Source organism: Streptomyces sp. NPDC085481 (assembly GCF_044541845.1).
In the GTDB taxonomy this organism is placed as follows: Bacteria; Actinomycetota; Actinomycetes; order Streptomycetales; family Streptomycetaceae; genus Streptomyces.
In genome coordinates this window covers 17,346-38,616 of sequence record NZ_JBITTJ010000009.1, presented here as the reverse complement: position 1 = coordinate 38,616, position 21,271 = coordinate 17,346, and the positions used below count along the sequence as shown (strand labels likewise).

The 21,271-nt window shown below is 73.5% G+C and carries 22 protein-coding genes and 1 pseudogene; 9 read left to right on the top strand and 14 right to left on the bottom strand.

The features are described 5' to 3' along the window. Positions 1 to 103: 103 nt before the first annotated feature. The 4 genes from ACIGEZ_RS20020 to ACIGEZ_RS20005 form a co-directional block, all read right to left on the bottom strand. Positions 104 to 1,486, bottom strand: a complete 1,383-nt coding sequence (locus ACIGEZ_RS20020) for a GH1 family beta-glucosidase (RefSeq protein ID WP_399832818.1) — start codon at positions 1,484 to 1,486, stop codon at positions 104 to 106. 104 nt (positions 1,487 to 1,590) lie between these two features. Next, positions 1,591 to 2,445: a carbohydrate ABC transporter permease gene (locus ACIGEZ_RS20015; protein ID WP_399832816.1), complete on the bottom strand. Its 855-nt coding sequence runs from the start codon at positions 2,443 to 2,445 to the stop codon at positions 1,591 to 1,593. Beyond that, positions 2,438 to 3,436 carry a carbohydrate ABC transporter permease gene (locus ACIGEZ_RS20010; RefSeq protein ID WP_399832814.1) on the bottom strand — a complete coding sequence of 333 codons (999 nt, stop codon included), beginning with the start codon at positions 3,434 to 3,436 and terminating at the stop codon, positions 2,438 to 2,440. The genes ACIGEZ_RS20015 and ACIGEZ_RS20010 overlap by 8 nt, the downstream gene beginning before the upstream one ends. A 13-nt stretch (positions 3,437 to 3,449) precedes the next feature. Continuing rightward, positions 3,450 to 4,766 (bottom strand): extracellular solute-binding protein, encoded by a 1,317-nt coding sequence (locus tag ACIGEZ_RS20005; RefSeq protein ID WP_399832812.1) that lies wholly within the window; start codon positions 4,764 to 4,766, stop codon positions 3,450 to 3,452. A gap of 125 nt (positions 4,767 to 4,891) precedes the next feature. Between ACIGEZ_RS20005 and ACIGEZ_RS20000 the strand changes: the two genes are divergently transcribed. Continuing rightward, on the top strand, positions 4,892 to 6,226 hold the full coding sequence (locus tag ACIGEZ_RS20000) for an ROK family protein (protein ID WP_399832810.1): 1,335 nt from the start codon (positions 4,892 to 4,894) through the stop codon (positions 6,224 to 6,226). A gap of 103 nt (positions 6,227 to 6,329) precedes the next feature. Here the strand turns inward: ACIGEZ_RS20000 and ACIGEZ_RS19995 are convergent. Continuing rightward, positions 6,330 to 6,630 (bottom strand): annotated as a pseudogene (locus ACIGEZ_RS19995) (deoxyribodipyrimidine photo-lyase); the annotation flags it as partial. Next, entirely contained in the window at positions 6,627 to 8,234 is a 1,608-nt protein-coding gene (locus ACIGEZ_RS19990) for an SDR family oxidoreductase (RefSeq protein ID WP_399832808.1), read from the bottom strand. The gene ACIGEZ_RS19990 and the pseudogene ACIGEZ_RS19995, both read right to left, overlap by 4 nt. Positions 8,235 to 8,374: 140 nt before the next feature. Between ACIGEZ_RS19990 and ACIGEZ_RS19985 the strand changes: the two genes are divergently transcribed. Next, a complete protein-coding gene (locus ACIGEZ_RS19985) occupies positions 8,375 to 8,857 on the top strand; it encodes a Rieske (2Fe-2S) protein (RefSeq protein ID WP_399832806.1) in 483 nt (160 codons plus the stop codon). Here ACIGEZ_RS19985 and ACIGEZ_RS19980 read toward each other — a convergent pair. After that, positions 8,844 to 9,524: a cysteine hydrolase gene (locus ACIGEZ_RS19980; protein WP_399832804.1), complete on the bottom strand. Its 681-nt coding sequence runs from the start codon at positions 9,522 to 9,524 to the stop codon at positions 8,844 to 8,846. The two genes, ACIGEZ_RS19985 and ACIGEZ_RS19980, sit on opposite strands and share 14 nt — an antisense overlap. A 91-nt stretch (positions 9,525 to 9,615) precedes the next feature. Here ACIGEZ_RS19980 and ACIGEZ_RS19975 point away from each other — a divergent pair, with 91 nt between their 5' ends. After that, positions 9,616 to 10,083 (top strand): pyridoxamine 5'-phosphate oxidase family protein, encoded by a 468-nt coding sequence (locus ACIGEZ_RS19975; RefSeq protein ID WP_399832802.1) that lies wholly within the window; start codon positions 9,616 to 9,618, stop codon positions 10,081 to 10,083. A 66-nt stretch (positions 10,084 to 10,149) separates the two neighbouring features. On the opposite strand, the gene ACIGEZ_RS19970 is transcribed toward ACIGEZ_RS19975, so the two are convergent. Continuing rightward, positions 10,150 to 11,055: a LysR family transcriptional regulator gene (locus ACIGEZ_RS19970; RefSeq protein ID WP_399832800.1), complete on the bottom strand. Its 906-nt coding sequence runs from the start codon at positions 11,053 to 11,055 to the stop codon at positions 10,150 to 10,152. Positions 11,056 to 11,129: 74 nt separating this feature from the next. Here ACIGEZ_RS19970 and ACIGEZ_RS19965 point away from each other — a divergent pair, with 74 nt between their 5' ends. After that, positions 11,130 to 12,119, top strand: coding sequence for a DMT family transporter (locus tag ACIGEZ_RS19965; protein ID WP_399832798.1), 990 nt, complete (start codon positions 11,130 to 11,132; stop codon positions 12,117 to 12,119). 14 nt (positions 12,120 to 12,133) lie between these two features. Here ACIGEZ_RS19965 and ACIGEZ_RS19960 read toward each other — a convergent pair whose 3' ends face one another. After that, complete coding sequence (locus tag ACIGEZ_RS19960; protein WP_399832796.1) at positions 12,134 to 13,465, bottom strand: aminotransferase class I/II-fold pyridoxal phosphate-dependent enzyme; 1,332 nt, start codon at positions 13,463 to 13,465, stop codon at positions 12,134 to 12,136. Between the two features lie 35 nt (positions 13,466 to 13,500). On the opposite strand from ACIGEZ_RS19960, the gene ACIGEZ_RS19955 reads away from it, so the two are divergent. Then, positions 13,501 to 14,169, top strand: a complete 669-nt coding sequence (locus tag ACIGEZ_RS19955; protein ID WP_399832794.1) for a pyridoxamine 5'-phosphate oxidase family protein — start codon at positions 13,501 to 13,503, stop codon at positions 14,167 to 14,169. A 9-nt stretch (positions 14,170 to 14,178) separates the two neighbouring features. Then, complete coding sequence (locus tag ACIGEZ_RS19950) at positions 14,179 to 14,826, top strand: FMN-binding negative transcriptional regulator (RefSeq protein ID WP_399832792.1); 648 nt, start codon at positions 14,179 to 14,181, stop codon at positions 14,824 to 14,826. A gap of 11 nt (positions 14,827 to 14,837) precedes the next feature. On the opposite strand, the gene ACIGEZ_RS19945 is transcribed toward ACIGEZ_RS19950, so the two are convergent. The 3 genes from ACIGEZ_RS19945 to ACIGEZ_RS19935 all read right to left on the bottom strand — a co-directional run bounded on the left by ACIGEZ_RS19945 (position 14,838) and on the right by ACIGEZ_RS19935 (position 17,648). Continuing rightward, a complete protein-coding gene (locus tag ACIGEZ_RS19945) occupies positions 14,838 to 15,869 on the bottom strand; it encodes a DMT family transporter (RefSeq protein WP_399832790.1) in 1,032 nt (343 codons plus the stop codon). A 175-nt stretch (positions 15,870 to 16,044) separates the two neighbouring features. Next, positions 16,045 to 17,076 (bottom strand): EamA family transporter, encoded by a 1,032-nt coding sequence (locus tag ACIGEZ_RS19940; RefSeq protein ID WP_399832788.1) that lies wholly within the window; start codon positions 17,074 to 17,076, stop codon positions 16,045 to 16,047. Between the two features lie 41 nt (positions 17,077 to 17,117). Next, positions 17,118 to 17,648 carry a Clp protease N-terminal domain-containing protein gene (locus ACIGEZ_RS19935; protein ID WP_399832786.1) on the bottom strand — a complete coding sequence of 177 codons (531 nt, stop codon included), beginning with the start codon at positions 17,646 to 17,648 and terminating at the stop codon, positions 17,118 to 17,120. 253 nt (positions 17,649 to 17,901) lie between these two features. Between ACIGEZ_RS19935 and ACIGEZ_RS19930 the strand changes: the two genes are divergently transcribed. Both ACIGEZ_RS19930 and ACIGEZ_RS19925 read left to right on the top strand, forming a co-directional pair. Then, the gene (locus ACIGEZ_RS19930; protein ID WP_399832784.1) at positions 17,902 to 18,114 is read left to right on the top strand and encodes a hypothetical protein; all 213 of its coding nucleotides are present in this window, start codon (positions 17,902 to 17,904) and stop codon (positions 18,112 to 18,114) included. A gap of 71 nt (positions 18,115 to 18,185) precedes the next feature. Next, positions 18,186 to 18,614, top strand: coding sequence for an SRPBCC family protein (locus ACIGEZ_RS19925; RefSeq protein WP_399832782.1), 429 nt, complete (start codon positions 18,186 to 18,188; stop codon positions 18,612 to 18,614). Between the two features lie 81 nt (positions 18,615 to 18,695). Here ACIGEZ_RS19925 and ACIGEZ_RS19920 read toward each other — a convergent pair whose 3' ends face one another. After that, positions 18,696 to 19,316 (bottom strand): PadR family transcriptional regulator, encoded by a 621-nt coding sequence (locus ACIGEZ_RS19920; RefSeq protein WP_399832780.1) that lies wholly within the window; start codon positions 19,314 to 19,316, stop codon positions 18,696 to 18,698. 231 nt (positions 19,317 to 19,547) lie between these two features. On the opposite strand from ACIGEZ_RS19920, the gene ACIGEZ_RS19915 reads away from it, so the two are divergent. Continuing rightward, the gene (locus tag ACIGEZ_RS19915; protein WP_399832778.1) at positions 19,548 to 20,357 is read left to right on the top strand and encodes a PhzF family phenazine biosynthesis protein; all 810 of its coding nucleotides are present in this window, start codon (positions 19,548 to 19,550) and stop codon (positions 20,355 to 20,357) included. Between the two features lie 70 nt (positions 20,358 to 20,427). On the opposite strand, the gene ACIGEZ_RS19910 is transcribed toward ACIGEZ_RS19915, so the two are convergent. Then, complete coding sequence (locus ACIGEZ_RS19910) at positions 20,428 to 21,234, bottom strand: CPBP family intramembrane glutamic endopeptidase (RefSeq protein WP_399832776.1); 807 nt, start codon at positions 21,232 to 21,234, stop codon at positions 20,428 to 20,430. Between the last annotated feature and the right edge of the window lie 37 nt (positions 21,235 to 21,271).

The following is a 21,271-nucleotide window of genomic DNA, read 5'->3' as shown; positions in this document are numbered from 1 at the left end:
GTGTGGGGTGCGGGGTCCGGGGTCCGGGGTCCGGGGCCTGTCCGGCGCTGATCCGCCGGACAGGCTCCAGGGGGTGTCGTCACGAGACACCCCTGAGGGGCGGTCAGCCGGCCTGCGCCCGATGGGCGCGGATGATGTCCGCGTACCGCCGGCCGCTCGCCTTCACCGTCCTGCGCTGGGTCGCGTAGTCGACGTGGACCAGACCGAACCGCTTGGCGTAGCCGTAGGCCCACTCGAAGTTGTCGAGCAGGGACCAGGCGTAGTAGCCGGCCAGCGGGGCGCCCTTGCGCAGGGCGCCGGCGCAGGCCGCGAGGTGCTGTTCCAGGTAGCGGGCGCGGTCCGGGTCGTCGACCCGCCCGTCGGGACCGACGGTGTCGGGGAAGGCCGAGCCGTTCTCGGTGACGTACAGGCGGCGTACGCCGTACTCCTCGGTGAGCCGCAGCAGGAAGGCCTCCAGTCCCCCGGCGTCGATCTGCCAGTCCATGCCGGTGCGCGGCACGTCGGGCAGCCGGACCTCCCGCGCGTACGGGACGGGGCCGGCCGGGTCGTCGGCGACGGTCACCGGGAAGTAGTAGTTGAGGCCGTGCCAGTCGAGGGGCACGGCGATCGTCTCGGCGTCGCCGGGGCGCTCGGGCAGCTCGACGCCGTACAGCTCGCGCATGTCGGCGGGGAAGCCGCGGCCGTAGACCGGGTCGAGCCACCACCGGTTGGTGTGGCCGTCGGCGCGGCGGGCGGCGGCGACGTCCTCGGGCCGGGTGGAGGCGGGCGCCACGGTGGAGTGGTTGGTGACGAGGCCCACCCGGGCGCCGGGAGCGGCGGCGCGGACGGCGGCGGTGGCGAGGCCGTGGCCGAGGAGCAGGTGGTAGGAGGCGCGGACGGCGGCGGTGAGGTCGGTGTGGCCGGGGGCCATGCGCCCTTCGAGGTGGCCGATCCAGGCCGAGCAGAGCGGCTCGTTGAGGGTGGCCCACTGGGTGACCCGGTCGCCGAGGCGCTCGGCGACCACGGAGGCGTAACGGGCGAAGTGCTCGGCGGTGGCACGTTCGGTCCAGCCGCCCCGGCTGGCCTCGGCCCGGTCCTGCAGGGCCTGCGGGAGGTCCCAGTGGTAGAGGGTGACCGAGGGGGTGACGCCGGCGTCGAGCAGTCCGTCGACGAGCCGGTCGTAGAAGTCGAGCCCCGCCGCGTTGACCGGTCCGTCGCCGCCGGGCAGGACGCGCGGCCAGGCGACGGACAGCCGGTAGGCGTCGGTGCCGAGCTCCTGCATGAGGGCGATGTCCTCGGGCCAGCGGTGGTAGTGGTCGCAGGCGGTGTCACCGTTGTCGCCGTTGTCGACCGCGCCCGGCGTGTGGGCGAAGGTGTCCCAGATGGAGGGAGCGCGGCCGTCCTCGGCGACGGCGCCCTCGATCTGGTACGCGGCGGTGGCCGTGCCCCACGAGAAGCCGGGCGGGAAGGCGGTGAGGTCGAGGGGGGCGGTGCGGGCGTCGGACACGTCGGACACTGAGGACCTTTCTGCGATACGGGGGGCTGCGGTGCGGGGGGCTGCGGTGCGGGGGGCTGCGGTGCGGAAAGCTTCGACACGGCCCTGAGCGGACGTCACTTGACCGCTCCCGCGGTGAGCCCGGCGACGAGATAGCGCTGGAGGAGCAGGAAGCCCGCGACCACGGGCACGCTCACCACCAGCGACGCGGCCATCACCTGGTTCCAGTACACGTCGTTCTGGGTGGCGTAGCCCTGGAGCCCGACGGCCAGGGTGCGGGTGGTGTCGTTGGTCATCACGGAGGCGAAGAGCACCTCGCCCCAGGCGGTCATGAAGGCGTAGACGGCGACGGCGACGATGCCGGGGACGGCGGCGGGGACGATCACCCGGAAAAGGGCGCCGACCGGTCCGCAGCCGTCGACCCTGGCGGCCTCGTCGAGGTCGCGCGGGATCGAGTCCAGGTACCCGATGAGCATCCAGATCGAGAACGGCAGCGAGAAGGTCAGATAGGTGAGGATCAGTCCGCCGCGCGAGCCGAACAGCGCGATGCCGGTGGCGTTGCCGATGTTGACGTAGATGAGGAAGAGCGGCAGCAGGAAGAGGATGCCGGGGAACATCTGCGTGGACAGGACGGTCACCGTGAACACCCGCTTGCCGCGGAAGTCGTAGCGGCTGACGGCGTACGCGGCGAAGACGGCGACGGCGACGGAGCAGACGGTCGCCGCGCCCGCCACCATCAACGAGTTGATGAAGTAGTCGGCGAGCGGCACGGTCCGCCAGATGTCGGCGTACGGGCGGAAGGTCAGCCCGGAGGGGATCCACCGGAACTTCCCCGAGACGTCCTGAAGCGGTTTGAGGGAGCTGGAGACCATCACGTACACCGGCAGCAGGACGAAGCCGGTGAGCAGGGTGAGGAAGATCCGCCGGGTCCAGAGGAAGGAACGGGGCGGCGCCGTCGGGGACTTAGCCATGGGCCCTCCGTCCGCGCGAGGTGAGCAGGAGGTAGCCGCCCGTGACGAGGAGGAGGAAGAGCAGCAGGAGCACGGACATGGCCGAGCCGGTGCCGAAGTTCCAGGTCTGGAAGGACGACTGGTAGATGTGCAGGGAGATCAGGTCCGCCGCTTCGGGCGCCGCCTTGCCGAAGAGCACGAAGGGCGTGTTGAAGTCGTTGAACGTCCACAGGAACAGGACGAGGACGAGGACCTGGTTGACCGGGCGCAGGGACGGCAGGGTGATGTGGCGGACCTGGCGCCATACGCCGGCTCCGTCGAGGGCGGCGGCCTCGTACAGGTCCCGGGGGATGTTCTGCAGGCCGGCCATCACGGTGAGGAAGGCGAAGGGCCAGCCCTTCCACACGGAGACGGTGAGCAGCGCCCAGAAGCTGTTGTCGCCGATGAGCCAGAAGGCGGGGCTCTCGCCGATGCCGAGCTGGTCGTGCAGGACGTGGTTGATCAGGCCGTTGTCCCGCTGGAACATGAACGCCCAGGTGATGACGGCGGCGTAGACGGGCAGTGCGTACGGGACGAGGAAGACGGCGCGCAGCAGGCCGCGGCCGCGGAAGTCCTCCTGGAGGAAGACCGCGGCGGCGGTGCCGAGCAGCCAGCACAGGCCGACGGACGCCAGCGTGAACAGGCAGGTCGTGAAGAAGGACTTCAGGAGCGCCTCGCCGACGGGGGCGTCGAAGTCGACGGACACGGCGAAGTTGTCGAACCCGGCCCAGGGGGCGGCCGACCAGTCGCGGACGGAGAACTGGGTGAGTTCCTTGAAGCTCATGAGCGCGCCCATGAGCATCGGCACGAGGTGGACGAGGAGTTCGAGGACGAGGGCGGGCAGCAGCAGCACGTACGGCAGTGCGGCGTGCCGGAGCGGCCGCCGGGAGCGGCGCGGTGCGGTGCGCCGCTTCCCGGGCGGGGTGCTCCGCGCCGTCCGCTCGCCCCGGCTGGGGGTGACGGTGGTGGTCATGGCGGGTCCGGGCCTACTTCTTGGGCATCTGCTGCTGGGCCTTGTCGAGCTTGGCGCGCACGGACTGGGTGGTGACGGGGCGGCCGGCGGCGGCGTCGGCGAAGAGCTCCTTCACGGCGGTGCCGACGACGGTCTCGAACTGGGACTCCTCCGGCACCTGCGGCAGGGCGGCGGCGCTGCTCGCGAGCGTGTCGCGGATGACGGCGAGGGACGGGCCGGAGAAGGCCGGGTCCTGCTGGGCGGACCGGACCGGCGGGACGGAGCCGTAGGCGGAGTTGAGGGTCTTCTGCTCGGCGTCGCCGGTCATGAAGTTCACGAACTTCAGGGCGCCGTCGAGGTTCCTGGTGTTCTTGAAGACGGCGATGTTGATGCCGGCGACCATGGAGTTGGTCTGGGCACCCTGGCCCGGCTTGCCGGAGGGGACGGGCGCGGGGGCGACGCCCCACTCGTCGGCGCTCATGCCCTGGGAGGCGAAGGTCTGCGCGGGGGTCTGCCACAGGACCATGGCGGTGCGGCCCTTGGCGAAGTCGCTGAGGGACTGGTTCTGGGCGTACTCGGCGTTGCCGGGGGCGACGATCTTCTGGGCGGCCATGAGGTCGACGTACTGCTTCACGGCGGCGACGGCGCCGTCGGAGGTGAAGTCGGCCTTGCCGTCCGGGGTGAAGAAGTCCGCGCCGTGCTGCTTGCCGAGCACGAAGACCTGGTGGATGTTGTTGGCGAGGTTGCCGCCCTCGACGCCGATGGCCGACTTCCCGTCCACGGCGAGCTTCCTGCCCACCGTGTTCAGCTCGTCCCAGGTGGCCGGCGGCTTGTCGATGCCGGCGTCCTCGAACATCTTCTTGTTGTAGTAGAGCGCGTAGGCCATGGAGTAGAGCGGGACGGCGGCCGGGTCCTGGCCGGGGACGCCGGTGGAGCCGAGGGCGGACTCGACGAAGCGGTCCTTGCCGCCGATCTTCCCGAGGTTCTTCTGGTCCCAGGGCAGCAGGGCGCCGGTCGCCTGGAGCGAGGCGCTCCAGGTGTTGCCGATGTTGAGGACGTCGGGGCCCTGGCCCGAGGTGGTGGCGGTGAGGATCCTGTTGAGCAGGTCGGACCAGGGCACGACCTCCAGCTTGACCTTGATGCCGGTCTCCTTCTCGAACCGGTCGAGTTCGGGCTGGAGGATCTTCTTGTCGGCCTCGACGCTGGGGCCCTGGTTCGAAGCCCAGTAGGTGAGGGTCTTCGGCTGGGAGCCGGAGCCCGAGCCGTCGGTCGTGCCCCCTCCGCAGCCGGTCGCGGTGAGGGCGAGGGAGAGGGTGACGGCGCCGGTGACTGCGGCTCTGATAGTGCGCATGACTCCTCGGAAACCTTTCACACGGGGCTTAATTTAGGACGTGAGTTAAACTCCAGGGGAAGGGTGCGTCAAGGCTTTGCGCCGGGTGTATCTTGCGAACCGGGCGCTTACGAACTGGGGGTACGGTGCGAGCAACGAGTGGCCGCACGGTGCGTGACCTGCGGCGGGAGAACCGCACCGCGGTGCTGCAACGGCTGTACTTCGACGGGCCGATGAGCCGGCTCTCGCTGGGACCCGCGACCGGACTCAGCTCGGGCTCGGTGAGCAACGTGGTCGCCGAACTGGTCGCGGAGGGCCTGGTCGAGGAGGCCGGCAGCGTCGACTCGGCGGGCGGCCGGCCCCGCACCCTGCTGCGGATCAGCCCCGGCAGCGGCTGCATGATCGGCGTGGACGTCGGCGAGACCCGGGTCAGGATCGAGCTGTTCGACCTCACCCTGACCGAACTCGCCCGCACCGAGCGTCCGTTGGCGGTCGACAGCCGTGCGCCGCACGACCGCTACGAGGTCGGCCTGGTCGTCGGCCACATCCGCGAGGGCATCGCCGAGGTGCTGCGCACCGCCGGCGTGGACCCCGCCCGCCTGCTCGGCATGGGCGTCGGCGTCCCCGGCATCGTCGCCCGCACCGCCGCGGACGGGGCGGCGGACGGCGCGGTCGTGCACGGCCAGACCATCGGCTGGGACGCGGTCCCGCTGGAGCGGCTGCTGCGCGAGAGTGTCGACCTGCCGCAGACCGTCCCGTACTGGATCGACAACGGCGCCCGCACCCTCGGCCAGGCCGAGCTGTGGTTCGGTGCCGGACGCGGTGCGCACAGCGCCGTGTTCGTGCTCTTCGGCTCCGGCGTCGGGGCCTGTGTCGCGACCGATCCGCTGGGTCCCGGCCGCGCCCTGGAGTGGGGCCATCTGACCGTACGGGTCAGGGGACGCCGCTGCCGTTGCGGCGCCCGGGGCTGCCTGGAGGCGTACGCGGGCGCCGAGTCGCTGCTCGAACGGTGGCGGGAGGCGGGCGGACGGCCCCCGGCGGGCGCGGACGAGGAGACCGCGCTCACCGCGATGCTGACCGCCGCCTACCCGGCGGCCGGCGCGGAGCACACACCCGACGCCACGGCCCTGGCCGTCCTGGAGGAGACCGCCGAATACCTCGGCGCCGGCTTCGCCGACCTCATCAACCTCTTCCAGCCCGAGCGCATCCTCGTCGGCGGCTGGGCCGGCCTCCAACTCGGCACCCGTTTCCTGGACACCGTGCAGGAGTACGCGCGGGAGTACGCCCTGCGCTACCCGGCGGCCCGGGTCACCATCGGTCTCGGCACCCTCGGCCCGGAGGCGGTCACCGTCGGGGCGGCCATCCTCCCGCTGGCCGACTTCTTCGCCCGCGGCGGGCGCCGCACCGAGACGGGGCCCGGCGAGAGCGCCGAGGAACAGCCCGGGTGGGCGACGACCGTCCGCGAGCGGGCGGCGCACTGAGCCGGTTCGCCACCGCATCCTCCGTGCACCGTGCGGCGGACCGGGCCGGCGGCCCGTCCTGGGGCAGGTCCGGGGGCCCGTCCGGCGGGCCCGTCCCCCGCACAGCCGGCCGCCCGGTGCACCTCCTCGGCCCCGGCGCGCCGCGCAACGGCGCACACCTCGGCCACGGTGTCGCCGCAGCGGACGACCAGGCGGCCGCCCCGGGCGCGCAGCGAGCGATCCAGGTCGGCGAGGCGGTCGGCGAGGAAGGCGAGCCGGTTGGGCGCGGCGAAGCCGGCCCGGTCCACGGCGGGGTCGCGGACGAAGAGCGGCACGACGTCCCGCCCGCCCGCCGCGGCCGCGCGCAGCGGCGGGTGGTCATGAAGGCGGAGGTCCGCGGTGAACAGGACGACGGAGACGCTCATGAGGCCGCGCCCGGCTTCTCCCCCGGCTTCTCCCCCGCCTCCCCCGGCTTCTCCCCCGTCTCCCCCGGCTTCTCCCCCGTCTCCCCCGGCTTCTCGGCGGTCGGCTCCGCCTTCTCCGCCGTGCGCGCGATGTTCCGCGCCATGCCGCCGAAGACCACCGCGTGGAACGGGGCCACGCCCCACCAGTACACCTGCCCCGCGAGCCCGCGCGGGTGGAAGAGCGCGCGCTGCCGGTAGCGCGTGCGGCCGCCGTCGTCGCGTTCGACTGCCATCTCCAGCCAGGCGAGCCCCGGCAGTCGCATCTCCGCGCGCAGCCGCAGCAGCCGCCCGCGTTCGATCTCCTCGACCCGCCAGAAGTCGAGGGCGTCGCCGACCCGCAGCCGCTGGGCGTCCCGGCGCCCTCGACGCAGGCCGACCCCGCCGGCGAACCGGTCGAACCAGCCGCGCACGGCCCATGCCAGGGGGAAGGAGTACCAGCCGTTCTCGCCGCCGATCCCCTCGATGACCCGCCACAGCGCCGCCGGGGACGCGGCGACCGCGCGGGCGCGTTCGTCGGTGTAGAGGCTGCCGCCCGCCCAGTCCGGGTCGGTGGGCAGGGGGTCGCTGGGGGCGCCGGGAAGGGAGGCGGAGGACCACCGGGTGGCCACCTGGGCGTCGCGGACCCGCTGGAGCGCGAGCGCGAGGGCCCGGTCGAAGGGGACCGGCCCACCAGGAGGGTCGGGCACGTGGCGCCTGATGTCGGAGTCCGCGCAGACCACCTCGTACCGCAGGGACTCGGCGAGCGGCCGGGCGAGGGAGGCGGGCACGGGGGTGACGAGTCCGATCCACTGGCTGGACAGGCGCGGGGTGAGCACCGGGACGGACACGATGAGCCGCCGGGGAAGCCCGGCGACGGCCGCGTAACGGATCATCATCTCGCGGTACGTGAGGATGTCCGGGCCTCCGATGTCGAAGCTCCGGCTGACGTCCGGCGGCATCCGCGCGCTGCCGACCAGACAGCGCAGGACGTCGCGCACCGCGATGGGCTGGACCCGGGTGCCGACCCAGCTCGGGGTGACCATCACGGGCAGGCGTTCGGTCAGATAGCGGAGCATCTCGAAGGACGCCGACCCGGAGCCGATGACCACGGCGGCCCGCAGCACGGTCGTGGGCACGCCGGAGTCGAGCAGGATCCGGCCCACCTCGGCGCGCGAGCGCAGGTGCGGGGAGAGCCGTTCCTCCGGCACGTCGCGAGGGGTGAGACCGCCGAGGTAGACGATGCGCCGGACGCCCGCGGCGCGGGCCTGCTCGGCGAAGGTACGGGCAGCGCGCCGGTCGGTCTCCTCGAAATCCGGACCCGACCCCATGGAGTGGACGAGGTAGTACGCGACGCCGATGCCGCGCAACGCCGCTCGCAGGCTCGTCGCGTCCGTGACGTCTCCCCGGACGATCTCGACGCGGTCCGCCCAGGGGTGGTCCGCGAGGTGGGCCGGGGTCCGGGCCAGGCAGCGCACGGGGTACCCGGCGTCGAGGAGTTCGGGGACGAGCCGGCCGCCGATGTAGCCGCCGGCGCCGGTGACCAGGCAGCGGGCCTGGCCCGGTGGGGTGGGCTGATGGGTCGCCATGGGCTGTTCCCTTCCGTTGACGACCATGTTTCCCCGCCCGAGGGGGTTTCGGATGCACCCGGAACCATGGCGCGAGGTCGTTTCGTCGGACACCATGACGCGCAGATGATCGTGACGACGGTGAAACGGAGGAGTGCTGCATGAGCGGAGTGGGGCGCAGGACGGTGGTCTCGGCGGCCGGTGGAGCGGGTCTGGTCGCGGCCCTCGCGGCCTGCGGTGGCGGCGGCGCGGACGGCGGCGGCACGGGAGGCGGCACGGGAGGCAAGGAGGGCACCGACGGCTCGGGGGGCGGCGACGGCTCGGGCGGTACGGACGCGTCCGGTGGCACCGAGCAGAGCGCGCCGCTCGCGCGGACCGGCGACATCCCGGTGGGCGGCGGCAAGGTGATCGAGGGCAAGGGCCTGGTGATCACCCAGCCCAAGAAGGGCGAGTTCAAGGCCTTCTCCTCGCGCTGCACCCACCAGGGCTGCGCCGTCAGCGGGGTCTCGGACGGGGTCATCGTGTGCCCCTGCCACCAGAGCCGCTTCGACGCCTCGGACGGCAGCGTGAAGAAGGGCCCGGCGACGGCACCGCTGGAGCCGGCCCCGATCGAGGTGACCGGGGACGCGATCAGGCTGGCCTGACGCCGTCCGGTCCGGTCCGCCGCGCACCCGCCCGGCGCGGGGCCTTCCAGCAGCCGAGGATCTCGTCGGTGGTGGCGATGGTGGCGACGAGCGCGAGGGTGTGGCGGACCAACGCGGGGGTGTAGTCGGCCGGCACGCCCGCGATGGCGTCCGACGGCACGACCACCGTGTAGCCGAGGTTGACGGCGTCGAAGACCGCGTTGGGAATCGCCACGTTCGCGGAGACCCCCGTCACGACCAGGGTCCGGCAGCCGAGGTTGCGCAGCAGGGCGTCGACGTCGGTGCCGGCGATGGGCGAGAGCCCGTGCAGTCGCCGGACCACGAGGTCCTGCTCGGCGACCTCGATGGGTTCGGCGATCCGTACGGCGGTGCTCCCGCTGTGCTGCTGTACGGGCAGCCGGGCGGCGGCCCGGAAGAGGCGGGCGTTGCGGTTGGCGCCGCGCCCGTCGGGGCGCCGCTCGGCGACGGCGTGCAGGACCTGCACGTCGGCCTCGTGCGCGGCGGCCACCAGCCGGGCCACGTTGCGCAGGGCGCCCGACGAGCGGGCGACGGCGGCGAGTTCGGGCAGCGCGCTGTCCTTGCCGACGACGCCCTGCTGGCACTCGACGGTGAGCAGCGCCGCGCCGTCGGGGGCGAGCTGTTCCCTGAGCTGTTCCCACTGCCTCACGGTCTCCTCCTCGCGGTCACCGCCTTGCACCCGGGCGGAAGACCCCCCATGATTTCTGACACTCCATCAGAAATCCAGAAGGGTGCGGACGATGACCGTCGCACAGCGCCATGGACGCCGGATCATGATGACCCCGGCCGAGCTCGACACGTTCCTCGCCGAACAGCGCACCTGCCGGGTGGCGACCGTCTCGGCCGATGGGAGGCCGCACGTCAGCGCGCTCTGGTTCGCCTGGGACGGCACCTCGCTCTGGCTCTACTCGCTGACCCGCAGCCGCCGTTGGGCCGAGCTGACGGCACGGCCGCGGATCGCGGTGGTGGTGGACGACGGCGAGGAGTACGGGGAGCTGCGCGGGGTGGAGCTGTCGGGCACCGTGGAGTTCGTGGGCGAGGCGCCGCGCACGGGCGAGCCCTGCCCGGAACTCGAGGCGGTGGAACGGCTCTTCGCGGCGAAGAACTTCGGCCTGGACGCGATGCCGCACGACGGCCGGCACGCCTGGATGCGGCTGACCCCGCAGGCCGTCGCCTCCTGGGACTTCCGTAAGCTCGCCGCACTCTGAGGCCCGCCCCCGCCCGGGACTTCCGTGAAGCCCGCCGCGCTCAGGTGCCCGCTCCCGCCCTGGGCATCAGCCGGCGAGCGGCCCCCCGGCCGTCCGCAGCGCGTCGACCACGGCGCGGATCGACGGCCGGCGGCCGGCGTCGGTGCGCCAGGTCGCGTAGATGTGCCGGCGCACCGGCTGGCGTACGGGCACGAAGGCGATGTCCTCGCCCATCGGCAGGCGGCCGAGCCGGGGCGCGACACAGACGCCGAGTCCGGCGGCGACCAGGGCGAGCTGGGTGTGGTGGTCGCCGGCGACATGGGTGACCCGGGGCTCGACGCCCTTGGAGCGCAGGGTGAACATCAGCCAGTCGTGGCAGAACTCGCCCGCGGGCCAGGAGACCCACTCCTCGCCCGCGAAGTCCTCCAGGTCCACGGTCTCGCGCCCGGCGAGCGGATGGTCGGCGGGCAGGGCGACATCGGCGGAGTCGTCGAGCAGATGGGCCCGCTCGAGACCGCCCGGCAGCGGGGCCCGCTTGTTGTTCCAGTCCAGGACGAGGGCGAGGTCGCTGTCCCCGCGCAGCACCTCGCGGACACCCTGGTCGGGCTCCAGCTCGGTGGTATGCACGCGCAGCTCGGGGTGGTCGGCGCGCAGGGCGCGGATCGCACGGGGGAAGAGGCCGCGCATGGCCGTGGGGAAGGCGGCGAGCCGCACCTCGCCGACGACCTGGCCGCGCTGCGCCTCGATGTCCGCCTGGGCGAGCTCGACCTGGGAGAGGATGCGGGCCGCGTGCTCGGCGAGCAGCAGCCCGGCGTCGGTGAGCCGGACGCCGCGCCCGTTCTTGGCGAGCAGTTGCTGGCCGACCTCGCGTTCCAGCTTGGACAGCTGCTGCGAGACGGCGGACGTGGTGACGTGCAGCCCTTCGGCGGCGCCGCTGACGGAGCCGTGCCGGGCGAGGGCGTCCAGGGTCCGCAGGCGCTCCAGATTCAACATATAAGCAATCCTAAGGCAACGACTCCAGGAAATCTCACTGGTGCTAAGAGGTGGCCTGCCTCAGACTGAAGGACATGAGCAGCTCCGCCCCCTCCTCCCCCGCCCGCCGGCCGCACGGTGTCGACTGGCGCGTCCGCTTCGGCGTCCTGGCCCTGATCTGGGGCTTCAGCTTCCTCTTCATCAAGGTCGGCACGGACGGCTTCGCCCCGTTCCAGGTGACCTTCGGCCGGCTGCTCTTCGGCACGGCGGTGCTCGCCGTCGCCCTCGCCGTGAAGCGCGACCGGCTGCCGCGCGGCGCCCGCACCTGGGGCCATCTGACGGTGGCCGCCTTCCTCCTGAACGCCCTTCCGTTCTCCCTCTTCTCGTACGCCGAGCTGAGCATCCCCTCGACGCTCGCGGGCATCTGCAACGCCACCACCCCGCTGTGGGGCATGCTCCTGTCGCTCGTCGCGCTCTCCGAGGACCGTCCGACCCGGGTGAGGGCGGCGGGTCTGGGCATCGGCTTCATCGGCGTCCTGACGGTGCTCGGCGCCTGGCAGGGCTTCTCGGGCCTGGACGTCACGGGCACGGCACTGGCCCTGCTCGCCTCGGCCAGTTACGCGGTGGGCTGGATCTACGTCCGCCGCACGCTGGCCGGCACGGGCGCGTCGAACCTGGCCCTCGCGGGCTCGCAGGTCGGCGTGGCGACCCTTCAACTCGCCGTCGTGACTCCCCTGTTCACCACCTGGCCGAGCAGCGTCGAGGTCCTGCCGCTGCTCGCGGTGATCGCCCTGGGCGCGCTGGGCACGGGGTACGCGATGCTGCTCCAGTACGGCGTGGTGGCCGAGGTCGGCCCGACGACGGCGTCCATGGTCACGTACTTCATCCCGGTCATCGCCACGGCCGCCGGCGTGGCCCTGCTCGGCGAGCACCTCACCTGGAACACCCCGGTAGGCGCGGTCATCGTCCTCGCGGGCGCGGCCCTCACCCAGACCCGCGGCCCCCTCCGCCGCCAGAACCCCACCCGGACCCCGACAGCGGCCGCCTCCCCGGCCCCCGCACGCACCCCCGCGGCCAGGCCCTAGCCAGGGGCTGTCTCCTAGCCGTAACTCCGCGCGGGCGCGGGCCCGGCCGCGTAGGCGACCGCGTCGGCGAGTGGGGCGAGGTCGGCCGGGGTCAGACCGGAGACGGTGAGGCGGATCGCCGGGCCGGCGTCCATGCGGAAGCGGGCGCCGGGGGCGACCGCCCAGCCCGCGCCGAGCATGCGGGCGACGGCGCCGGTCTCGTCGGCGACGGGGACCCACACGTTCATGCCGCCGCACCCGTGCGCCTCCACCCCGCGCAGCCCGAGCGCGCGGACGAGACCGTCGCGCCGCTCCCCGTACGCGGCCGACACCTCCGCCGGATCCACCGCCCCGGTGGCCCACAGGTGCACCACGGCCCGCTGGAGCAGCCGGCTGACCCAGCCGGGGCCGAGCCGCTGCCGCCCGAGGACCCGGTCGACGGTCTCGGGGTCCCCGGTGAAGGCGGCGATGCGCAGGTCCGGCCCGTACGCCTTGGCCACCGACCGCACCAGCGCCCACCGCCCCGCGCCGGTGGCGAGCGGGTGCAGCGGCTGGGCGACGATGCCGTGCCCGTGGTCGTCCTCGATGAGCAGCACCTCCGGGTGGGCGGCCAGGACCGTGCGCAGCTCCGCTGCCCGCCGCTCCGTGACGCACGCGCCGGTCGGGTTCTGGGCCCGGTCGGTGACGATCACCGCCCGCGCCCCGCCCCGCAGCGCCCGCGCCACGGCCTCGGGCAGTGGCCCCTCGTCGTCGACGGCGACCGGCACCGGCCGCAGCCCGAGCGCCGGCACGAGATCGAGGAGGCTGCCCCAGCCCGGGTCCTCGACGGCGACGGCGTCCCCCGGCCTGAGATGCGCGAGCAGCACCCGCTCGATCGCGTCGAGCGAACCGGACGCGACACCGAGGGGCCCGTCCGGCACGCCGTCGGCGTCGAAGGCGGCCCGCGCGAGCCGCGCGAACTCCTCGTCGACCGGCGCCTCCCCGTACATCGGGGGCCGCACGGCGTACTCCCTCGCGACCGAGGCGAAGGCCGCGTCGAGCGGGGGCAGCAGCGCCGGGTCAGGGCTGCCGTTGCTCACGTCCCGCACCCCCTCGGGGGCCTCGACCCGGATCGACCCGCGGGCCGTCGTCGCGGGCGCGGACCGCACCCGGCTGCCCCGCCGCCCGTCGGTCTCGATCACTCCGCGCTCGCGCAGGGTGCGGTAGGCGGCGGCGACGGTGTTCGGGTTCACCCCCAACAGCCCGGCCAACTCCCGCATGGGCGGTAGCAGTTGCCCCGGCCGGAGAGACCCGGAGCCCACCCCCCGCTCCACGCTGGCGGCAATGTCCGATGCGCGACGACCCTCGATCCGATACTCTCCTAGCACAAACAACAGTATGCACTAGTGCAATGGAGAACGCCATGACGGAGACGGCGGCCTACGAGCCCACCGAGCGGACCGTCCCCAGCCGCTCCCGCAAGCGCGCCTCGTACGACCGCGCCTTGGTGCACGCGATACTCGACGAGACCTACCTCTGCCACCTCGGCTTCGTCCGTGACGGCGCGCCCGTCGTCCTGCCGACCCTGTACGGCCGGGTCGGCGAGCGGCTCTACGTGCACGGCTCGACCGGCTCCCGGCCGCTGCGGATGGCGGGCCGCGGCGAGAGCGCCCCCGGCCTCCCGGTCTGCCTGACCGTGACCCACGTGGACGGCCTGGTCCTCGCCAAGTCCGCCTTCCACCACTCGATCAACTACCGCTCGGTCGTCGTGCACGGCACCGCCCACCAGGTCACCGACCCGGAGGAGCTGCGCACCGCCCTCGACGCGCTGGTCGACCACGTCGTCCCCGGGCGTTCCTACGACTCCCGCCCGGCCGACGCCAAGGAGCTCGCCGCCACGGCCGTGCTGCGCCTCGACCTGACGGAGGTCTCCGCGAAGGTCCGCACCGGCGGCCCCAACGACGAGCCCGAGGACGCCGCACTCCCGCACTGGGCGGGCGTGGTCCCCGTACACCGGGGCTATGGCACGCCGGTCCGGGCCGCGGACCTGGACCCGGCCATCGCCCTCCCCGACTACCTCACCTCCCTCTGAGGACCCGCGATGCTGATCCACCCCTGGGACGCGCCGCAGGACGAGCACGAGTGGCGGACCTGGCTGACCGCCCACGACTTCGGCCAGCTCGCCGTGAACGGTGCCTCCGGCGAGCCGCCGTGGGTGCAGCCGGTGCACTTCCGCTACGAGCCCGAGCCCGGCCCGCATGGCCAGGTGATCGCCCACCTGGCCCGCCCCAACCCGCTCTGGCGCGACCTCGAACGCAACCCGGCCGTGCTCCTGAGCGTGGTCGACGACTACGTCTTCGTACCCGGGCACTGGACCGCCCCGGAGGGCGCCCCCTCCGAGCACGGCACCCCCACCTCGTACTACGCGGCCGTCCAGCTCCGCTGCACCGCACACGTCGTCGACGACCCGGAGGAGAAGGCCACCCTCCTGAACCGCCAGGTGGCCCACTTCCAGCCGGAGGGCGGCACCGCCCAGGTGCGCCCGGGCGAGCCCCCGTTCGGGCGGATGCTCCCGGGCCTCCGCGTCCTGCGCCTGCAAGTGGACGACGTACGGGCGAAGTTCAAGTACGCGGGCAACAAGGCACCGGAGATCCAGGCGCGGGTCGCGGCCCGGCTTGCCGAACGCGACGGCCCCTCCGACCGCGCGGCGCGCGCCCACCAACTGCGCCGCCGCACCGGCACGGCCTGAGCGGGCCCGGCCTAAGCCGACACGCCCCGAGCCGACACGCCCTGAGCCGACACGCCCTCGGCCGCCACGGCCGCCGCGACCCCGGCCGCCGCGACCCCGGCGCGACGCCTTCGCGAGGCCGCCGTCCTCGCCTCCGCGAAGGCGAGGCCGGTGACGGCGACCAGCAACAGCAGCGTCCCGACCACGGTCGCGGCGGTCAGCCGCTCCCCGAGGAGCGTGACAGCGACGAGCGCGGCGCTCACCGGCTCCAGGAGCATGATCACGGAGACCGTGGCGGCACGGACCACGGCCGCCCCGGCGAAGTACAGGGCGTAGGCGAGCGCGGTCGGCACGGCGGCCACGTACACGAGCAGCCCCAGTACCTGCGCCGGCGCGTCCGTGTGCGGGACGAGGCCTTCCAGCGCGGCCATCGGCAACAGCCCCACGGCCCCGATCGCGAAGGCCCAGGTGGTGGTCGACAGGGCGTCCGCGGCGCCGCCGTCGCGGCCGAGCCACCGGGTCAGCAGGGTGATGGCCGCGTACCCGGCGGCGGACAGGACGGCGAGGCCGACACCCAGCGGCCGTACTTCCGCGCTGCCGCCGCCGAGGACGAGGACGCCGAGCCCGGCGAGCGCCCCGCCGACGGCCGCGGCGCCGCCCGCGCCGATCCGCTCGCCCATGAGCAGCCGCGCGCCGACCGCGATGAGCACGGGCCCGGCGCCCAGTGTGACGACGGTGCCGACGGCGAGGCCGGTCGCCTCGACCGCGGCGAAGTAGGCGCTCTGGAAGATGGTCAGGCCGGTCCCGGTACCGAGGATGCGGACCAGCCGGCGCCCGCGGGGTTCGGCGGCCCGGGGCCTGGACCCGCGGCGTAGCGCGAGCACGCCGAGCAGCAGGACGAGCCCGCCGACGCAGCGCCAGAAGGAGAGGGCCAGGGGACCCATGTCGCCGGCCCGGAAGACCAGGGAGGCGGCGGCTCCCGCGGTGCCCCAGGCGATTCCGGCGACGATCAGGTAGGTGAGGCTCCGCCCGGTGGACAGGGCGGAACCGGAGGTGTTCGACACGTGCGTTCTCCGTGTGAGGACGAGGGAAGGGTGGTCGCTCGGCTCCGCGGGCGGGCAGCGACGAACCGCTCGGGGGCCCGTACAGGCCCGCCCGAGCCCGGTCCTCGTCGGGGAGGTTTGCCGCCCGCGCTAGGCGGCGGGAGGCGGAAGAACGGTCGAAGGCATGATCGGCACCCTACGGCGCGGTCCGTCCGGCGGACAACCCGGCCTCGTCGGGCGCGGTCTCCGCCGCCCCGGCCACCGCTTCCGGGCCGCCCGCCGGCGGCTCCGCCGACCCGGCCACCGGCTCCCCCGCCGCCGTCTTGGGCGTGGACGACTGGGCGATGAAGGCGCCGACCAGCACCACCGCACCGCCGACGATCTGCGGCGCCGCGAGGTGCTCGCCGAGCAGCACCCAGGCGAGGACGGTCGCGATCACGGCCTCCAGGCAGGCCACCACACCGGCCACCTGCGGGGAGAGCTTGCGCACCGAGATGACCCCGGTGACGTAGGCGAGCACGGTGGCGATCAGCACGATCCAGCCGAGCAGCAGCCAGGCCGGGGCCGCGGTGCCGTTCAGGTCGGCGGTGCCGCCCAGGACCGACCAGTCCATGTCCCACGGTCGGGAGACGACGGTGAGGACGAGGGCGCCGAAGAGCAGCCCGTACGCGATGACGCCGATCGGGTCCGCGGGCTCGGCCTCGTCGCTGCCCTGGTCGGACAGGACGAAGTAGCCGACCTGGCAGCAGGCGGCGGCGAGCGCGAGGAGCAGGCCGAGCAGGTCGAGGCTCAGCCCGGACCAGACCTGCACGACGCAGGCGAGGCCGCCGACGGCGAGGACGACGCCGAGCGCGGCGGCGCGGGTCACCGGCCGCCGCTGGACGAAGCGGACCCAGCCCAGGACGAGCGCGGGGGCCAGGTACTCGATGAGCAGGGCGACGCCGACCGGGATACGGGAGATGGCCGCGAAGTAGCAGGCCTGGACGCCCGCGACGGCGAGCAGTCCGAAGCCCGCGAGCAGGGCGGGCTTGCGGCGGAGCAGGTCGCGGTGGCGCCAGGCCACCGGCAGCATGACGAGGGCGGCGCCCGCCACCCGGAGCCACACCACGTGCAGCGGGTCGAGTCCCGCCTCGATGAGCGGCTTGGCCGCCACTCCTGAACCACCGAATGCGAAGGCCGAGGCCAGGGCGAGTCCCAGGCCGGCGCTTCTCCCCTGAGACGCGTGCATCGGGCCATCATGGCAGGACCCGGTCAGGCGCGTAACCCCCGTTACACCTGTTGAGACGGCCCCCCGGCGGGACCGGTCCGCCCGGCCAGGACGACCGGGTCGACCCCCGCCTTGCGCAGCACCTCGACGGCCCGGCTGTCGGGGTCGGCGGCGAGCGCGGCGAGCAGGTCGAGCCCACGGACCCGCCGGTCGCCGCGGCGCGCGGCGCGCTCGAAGGCGCCGGCGAGGGCGGCGGCCGCGGCCGGCGACCAGCCGGCGGCGGCGCTGTCGGCTCCGGCCCGCACGACGGGCAGGGCGGAGCCGGTGTCCTCGACGGAGCGCTGCCAGCGCAGCCCGTAGCCGATGGAGCGCTGGACGAGATAGCCGAGGACCCGGGCGAGCTGGTGGCCGCCGTCGAAGGCGGCGCCGACCTCGGGGTCGGTCTCGACGAGGGAGTGCAACAGGTGTGCGGTGTCGATCTGCCGGTCGCCGTCCCGCAGGGCGCGCCGCCGGGCCCCGGTCACCACGGCCGCGAGCTCCACGGCCAGGGCGTCGTCGAGTCCGGAGCGCCGCGAGGCGGGGAGCCGGGGCATACGGGGAACGGGTACGGGACTGCCGGCGGAGGAGCCGGGAGGGACGAAAGAGCGCACCCTGCCACCCCATCAGCCCGGGGAGGCCTGAGCATCCCCGCCGAGAAGCATGTGTGCATCCCACCGGAGTTGGGCACGGTCGAGCGGTTCCTCCTCCTTACGGATGAGATCGCGCGAGTTCTCCCCGAGGGGCGCGCGCCGCCTTGCCATGCGCCCCGTACGCAACCACAGGCCCGTCCCGTATCGTCGTTGAGGCATGTTCTGGATGGTGGCCCTTCTCGCGCTCGACGGGCGGCAGTACGTCTACCGCGTGTACGCACCGCGGGACGCGCTGCCGGCCGATCTTTTCTGGGCCGCGTTCCACTGTCACGACGAGAGCGGCGGTCCACGCGCCTCGGACTGGTTCGACTCCGCGCAGATCTGGTGGATCGGCGGCGAGACCGCAGAACTGACGGTTCATCAGTATTGAATGTTCACGCCGCTACGGCTACGTTCCGCGACACCGAAAGCCCGACTGGGACGCCTGAAGGGGTGGTCGCAATGGCCGAAGTCAGCGCGGAGGCACGGATCGAGGCACCGGCCGAGAAGGTGTGGGCGCAGCTCACCGACTTCGCCTCGTACGGGGAGTGGAACGCCACCCACACCAACTTCCCGAACGGCGGCCCGGCCACCCTGGAGACCGGCGCCACCTTCAACGAGAACATGAAGCTCATGGGCTTCCCCGCCGAGGTGACCTGGACGGTGGAGGAGCTGGAGACGGCCCGGGTGTTCGCGATCCGCGGCAAGGGCCCGATGGGGGTGATCGTCGGGACCCGCTACTCCCTCGCCGCGGACGGCGGAGCCACGACCGTACGGATCGACGGGGAGTTCACGGGTGCGGCCGTCTCCCTCATGGCGGGCAAGCTCAAGGACTCCGCGACGGCGGCACTGACGGAGTCGCTGCGCAAGCTGGCCGGCCTGGTCGCCTGACCGGGCACACCCGTACGGCGAAGGGGCCCCGCGGCGGTATCGCCACGGGGCCCTGGGGGCGCCCCCATCGACGCTCGCCGATCAGTGTTCGTCGGCGAGGATCAGATAGAGCTTCTTGCGAGCCTCGTTGATGACGTCGACGGCCTTCTGCCGCTGCTCGGCACTGCCGGTCTTCCAGACCTGACCGAACGCCTCCATCAGACCGAAGCCGGCCTGCCGGATCTCGTTCACGGCGTCCCAGTCGACGCCGCGCCCGGCCTCCTCCCACGGGGCCTCCGGCCCCTCCTCGGCCTCCGTACGCCCGGCGTCGGTGAGCGTGAACAGCTTCTTGCCGCCCTCGCTCTCGCTGGCGATCAGGCCCTCGTCCTCCATCATCTGGAGGGTTGGGTAGACCGAACCGGGGCTGGGCTTCCAGGCCCCGCCACTGCGCTCGACGATCTCCTGGATCATCTCGTAGCCGTGCATCGGGCGGTCCTTGAGCAGCGCCAGGATCGAGGCGCGCACATCGCCGCGCCGCGCCCGGCCACGGCCGCCGCCGCGTCCCCGGCCGCCGAAGCCGCCGCCGCCCCAAGGGCCGCCACCGCCGAAGCCCGGCCCGAAGGGGCCGAAGGCGGCGCGCCGCCCCTCGAAGTCACCGCGAGGGCCGGGCCCGCAGTAGCCACGTCCAGGTCCGTGCTGGTGCTCGTGTCCGTGTGTACGCATCGCAACGCTCCTTCCATCGGGATTCATCGTTGAACTGTCGCGATGCCTCAACGATATATCGGAACAGTTCGTTGGGCAACACCGAACCGACAACCGACCGACGGCCGCCCGCACCCCGCCCGGGCACCCCGCCCGGGCACCCCGCCCCGGCAGCCGGCCCCCATCCGACCGGTCCAGTGCTCCCGAATTGGCCTTGGCCTGCCCTTTTCCTGGTCCGGTACGGTCCGGACCATGCGGATTCGAATCGTCGACGCCTTCACCGACCGGCCCTTCTCGGGCAACCCCGCCGGAGTCCTGCTCCTCGACTCCTTCCCGGACGACACCTGGCTCCAGCGGGTGGCCGCCGAGGTCAACCTGTCGGAGACCGCCTTCGCCCACCCCCTGCCGCCCGGCGGCGAGGCGGACTGGGCCCTGCGCTGGTTCACCCCGGCCACCGAGGTCGACATGTGCGGCCACGCGACCCTGGCCACCGCCCATGTCCTGCACAGCACCGGCATCGCGACCGGCACCGTGCGCTTCGCCGCCCGCTGCGGCATCCTCAGTGCCACCGCCGAGCCGGACGGCACGATCACGCTGGACTTCCCGACCTCCCCGCTGACACCGGTCCCGGCCCCCGACGGCCTGGCGAAGGCGCTCGGCGCCGAGCCCGTCGCCGTCCTCGACACCGCCGGCCACATCGGCGACCTGGTCGTCGAGCTCGCGGACGAGACGACCGTGCGCGGCCTCGCACCGGACTTCGCGGCCCTCGCCGGCCTCTCCGACCGCGGGATCATCGCGACCGCCGTCGCGGACGCCCCCGAGGGCGCGTACCAGTTCGTCTCGCGCGGCTTCTTCCCCGGCGTCGGCGTCGACGAGGACCCGGTCACCGGCAGCGCGCACACCGCGCTCGCCCCCTACTGGTCCGCCCGCTTCGGCCGCGACGAACTGACCGGCTTCCAGGGCGGCGCGCGCACCGGCATCGTCCGCACCCGGCTGCGCGGCGACCGGACCCTGCTCAACGGCCACGCCGTCACCGTCATCGACGGCGAACTGCACGCCTGAGTGAGGGCTCGCAGTACGCGAAGAGGGGCGTACGGCTCACGGCCGTACGCCCCTCTTCGTCCACGCTCACTCACACGGTGGGCAGCCAGCTCACCTTCCCGGCGAGCAGCCCGTATCCGACGAAGGCCACGATGTCGAGCAGCGCGTGCGCGACCACCAGCGGCCCCACCCGCCCCCAGCGCCGGTACAGCCACACGAACACCACGCCCATGACCATGTTGCCGACGAAGCCGCCGATGCCCTGATAGAGGTGGTACGAGCCGCGCAGCACCGAACTCGCCGCCAGCGAGGCCCGCGGCGACCACCCCAACTGGTCGAGCCTGCGCAGCAGATAGCCGACGACGATCACCTCCTCCAGGACGGAGTTCTGGATCGCCGACAGCACCAGGACCGGGTACTTCCACCACACGTCCGGCAGCGACTCGGGCACCACGGTGAGGTTGAACCCGCTCGCCCGCGCCGCCAGGTAGAAGGCGAGCCCCACGCTGCCGATGCCGGCCGCCACGAGCGCCCCGCGCCCCAGGTCCGACCACGGCCGGGTGCGGTCGAAGCCGATCGCCCGCAGCCCGCGCACCCCGGCGCCCTCGCGCATCAGCAGATGCGCGACGAGCACGACCGGCACGAGCGCGGTGGCGATGCCGAAGAGCTGCCAGGAGAGGTCGAGCCAGGGCCGCCCGGGCGCGTACGAGCCGTTGAGCGTGGCCGCCTGCTCCTTCAGGGCGCCCGGCTTGGTCAGGGAACCGATGAAGCTGATGAGCGCCGAGACGCCGCTGGCGCCGAGCGACAGCGCGAGGACGATCAGCGTCTCGGAGCGCAGCACCCGGCGCGGCAGCCCGTCGGGAGGCGGGGAAGCGTCCACCACTCGTTGCTCCGACACCACACCTGTCTCCCATTCCCCATAGCGATCCGGGTAT

Bases quoted from the DNA above. Each gene is read 5' to 3' on its own strand.
- ACIGEZ_RS19940 (WP_399832788.1), bottom strand. From the start codon at position 17,076: ATGCACGCGTCTCAGGGGAGAAGCGCCGGCCTGGGACTCGCCCTGGCC.
- ACIGEZ_RS19915 (WP_399832778.1), top strand. From the start codon at position 19,548: ATGCGGATTCGAATCGTCGACGCCTTCACCGACCGGCCCTTCTCGGGC.
- ACIGEZ_RS19930 (WP_399832784.1), top strand. From the start codon at position 17,902: ATGTTCTGGATGGTGGCCCTTCTCGCGCTCGACGGGCGGCAGTACGTC.
- ACIGEZ_RS19990 (WP_399832808.1), bottom strand. From the start codon at position 8,234: ATGGCGACCCATCAGCCCACCCCACCGGGCCAGGCCCGCTGCCTGGTC.
- ACIGEZ_RS19965 (WP_399832798.1), top strand. From the start codon at position 11,130: ATGAGCAGCTCCGCCCCCTCCTCCCCCGCCCGCCGGCCGCACGGTGTC.
- ACIGEZ_RS19925 (WP_399832782.1), top strand. From the start codon at position 18,186: ATGGCCGAAGTCAGCGCGGAGGCACGGATCGAGGCACCGGCCGAGAAG.
- ACIGEZ_RS19985 (WP_399832806.1), top strand. From the start codon at position 8,375: ATGAGCGGAGTGGGGCGCAGGACGGTGGTCTCGGCGGCCGGTGGAGCG.
- ACIGEZ_RS19955 (WP_399832794.1), top strand. From the start codon at position 13,501: ATGACGGAGACGGCGGCCTACGAGCCCACCGAGCGGACCGTCCCCAGC.
- ACIGEZ_RS20015 (WP_399832816.1), bottom strand. From the start codon at position 2,445: ATGGCTAAGTCCCCGACGGCGCCGCCCCGTTCCTTCCTCTGGACCCGG.
- ACIGEZ_RS19935 (WP_399832786.1), bottom strand. From the start codon at position 17,648: ATGCCCCGGCTCCCCGCCTCGCGGCGCTCCGGACTCGACGACGCCCTG.
- ACIGEZ_RS19920 (WP_399832780.1), bottom strand. From the start codon at position 19,316: ATGCGTACACACGGACACGAGCACCAGCACGGACCTGGACGTGGCTAC.
- ACIGEZ_RS19950 (WP_399832792.1), top strand. From the start codon at position 14,179: ATGCTGATCCACCCCTGGGACGCGCCGCAGGACGAGCACGAGTGGCGG.
- ACIGEZ_RS20005 (WP_399832812.1), bottom strand. From the start codon at position 4,766: ATGCGCACTATCAGAGCCGCAGTCACCGGCGCCGTCACCCTCTCCCTC.
- ACIGEZ_RS19970 (WP_399832800.1), bottom strand. From the start codon at position 11,055: ATGTTGAATCTGGAGCGCCTGCGGACCCTGGACGCCCTCGCCCGGCAC.
- ACIGEZ_RS20010 (WP_399832814.1), bottom strand. From the start codon at position 3,436: ATGACCACCACCGTCACCCCCAGCCGGGGCGAGCGGACGGCGCGGAGC.
- ACIGEZ_RS19975 (WP_399832802.1), top strand. From the start codon at position 9,616: ATGACCGTCGCACAGCGCCATGGACGCCGGATCATGATGACCCCGGCC.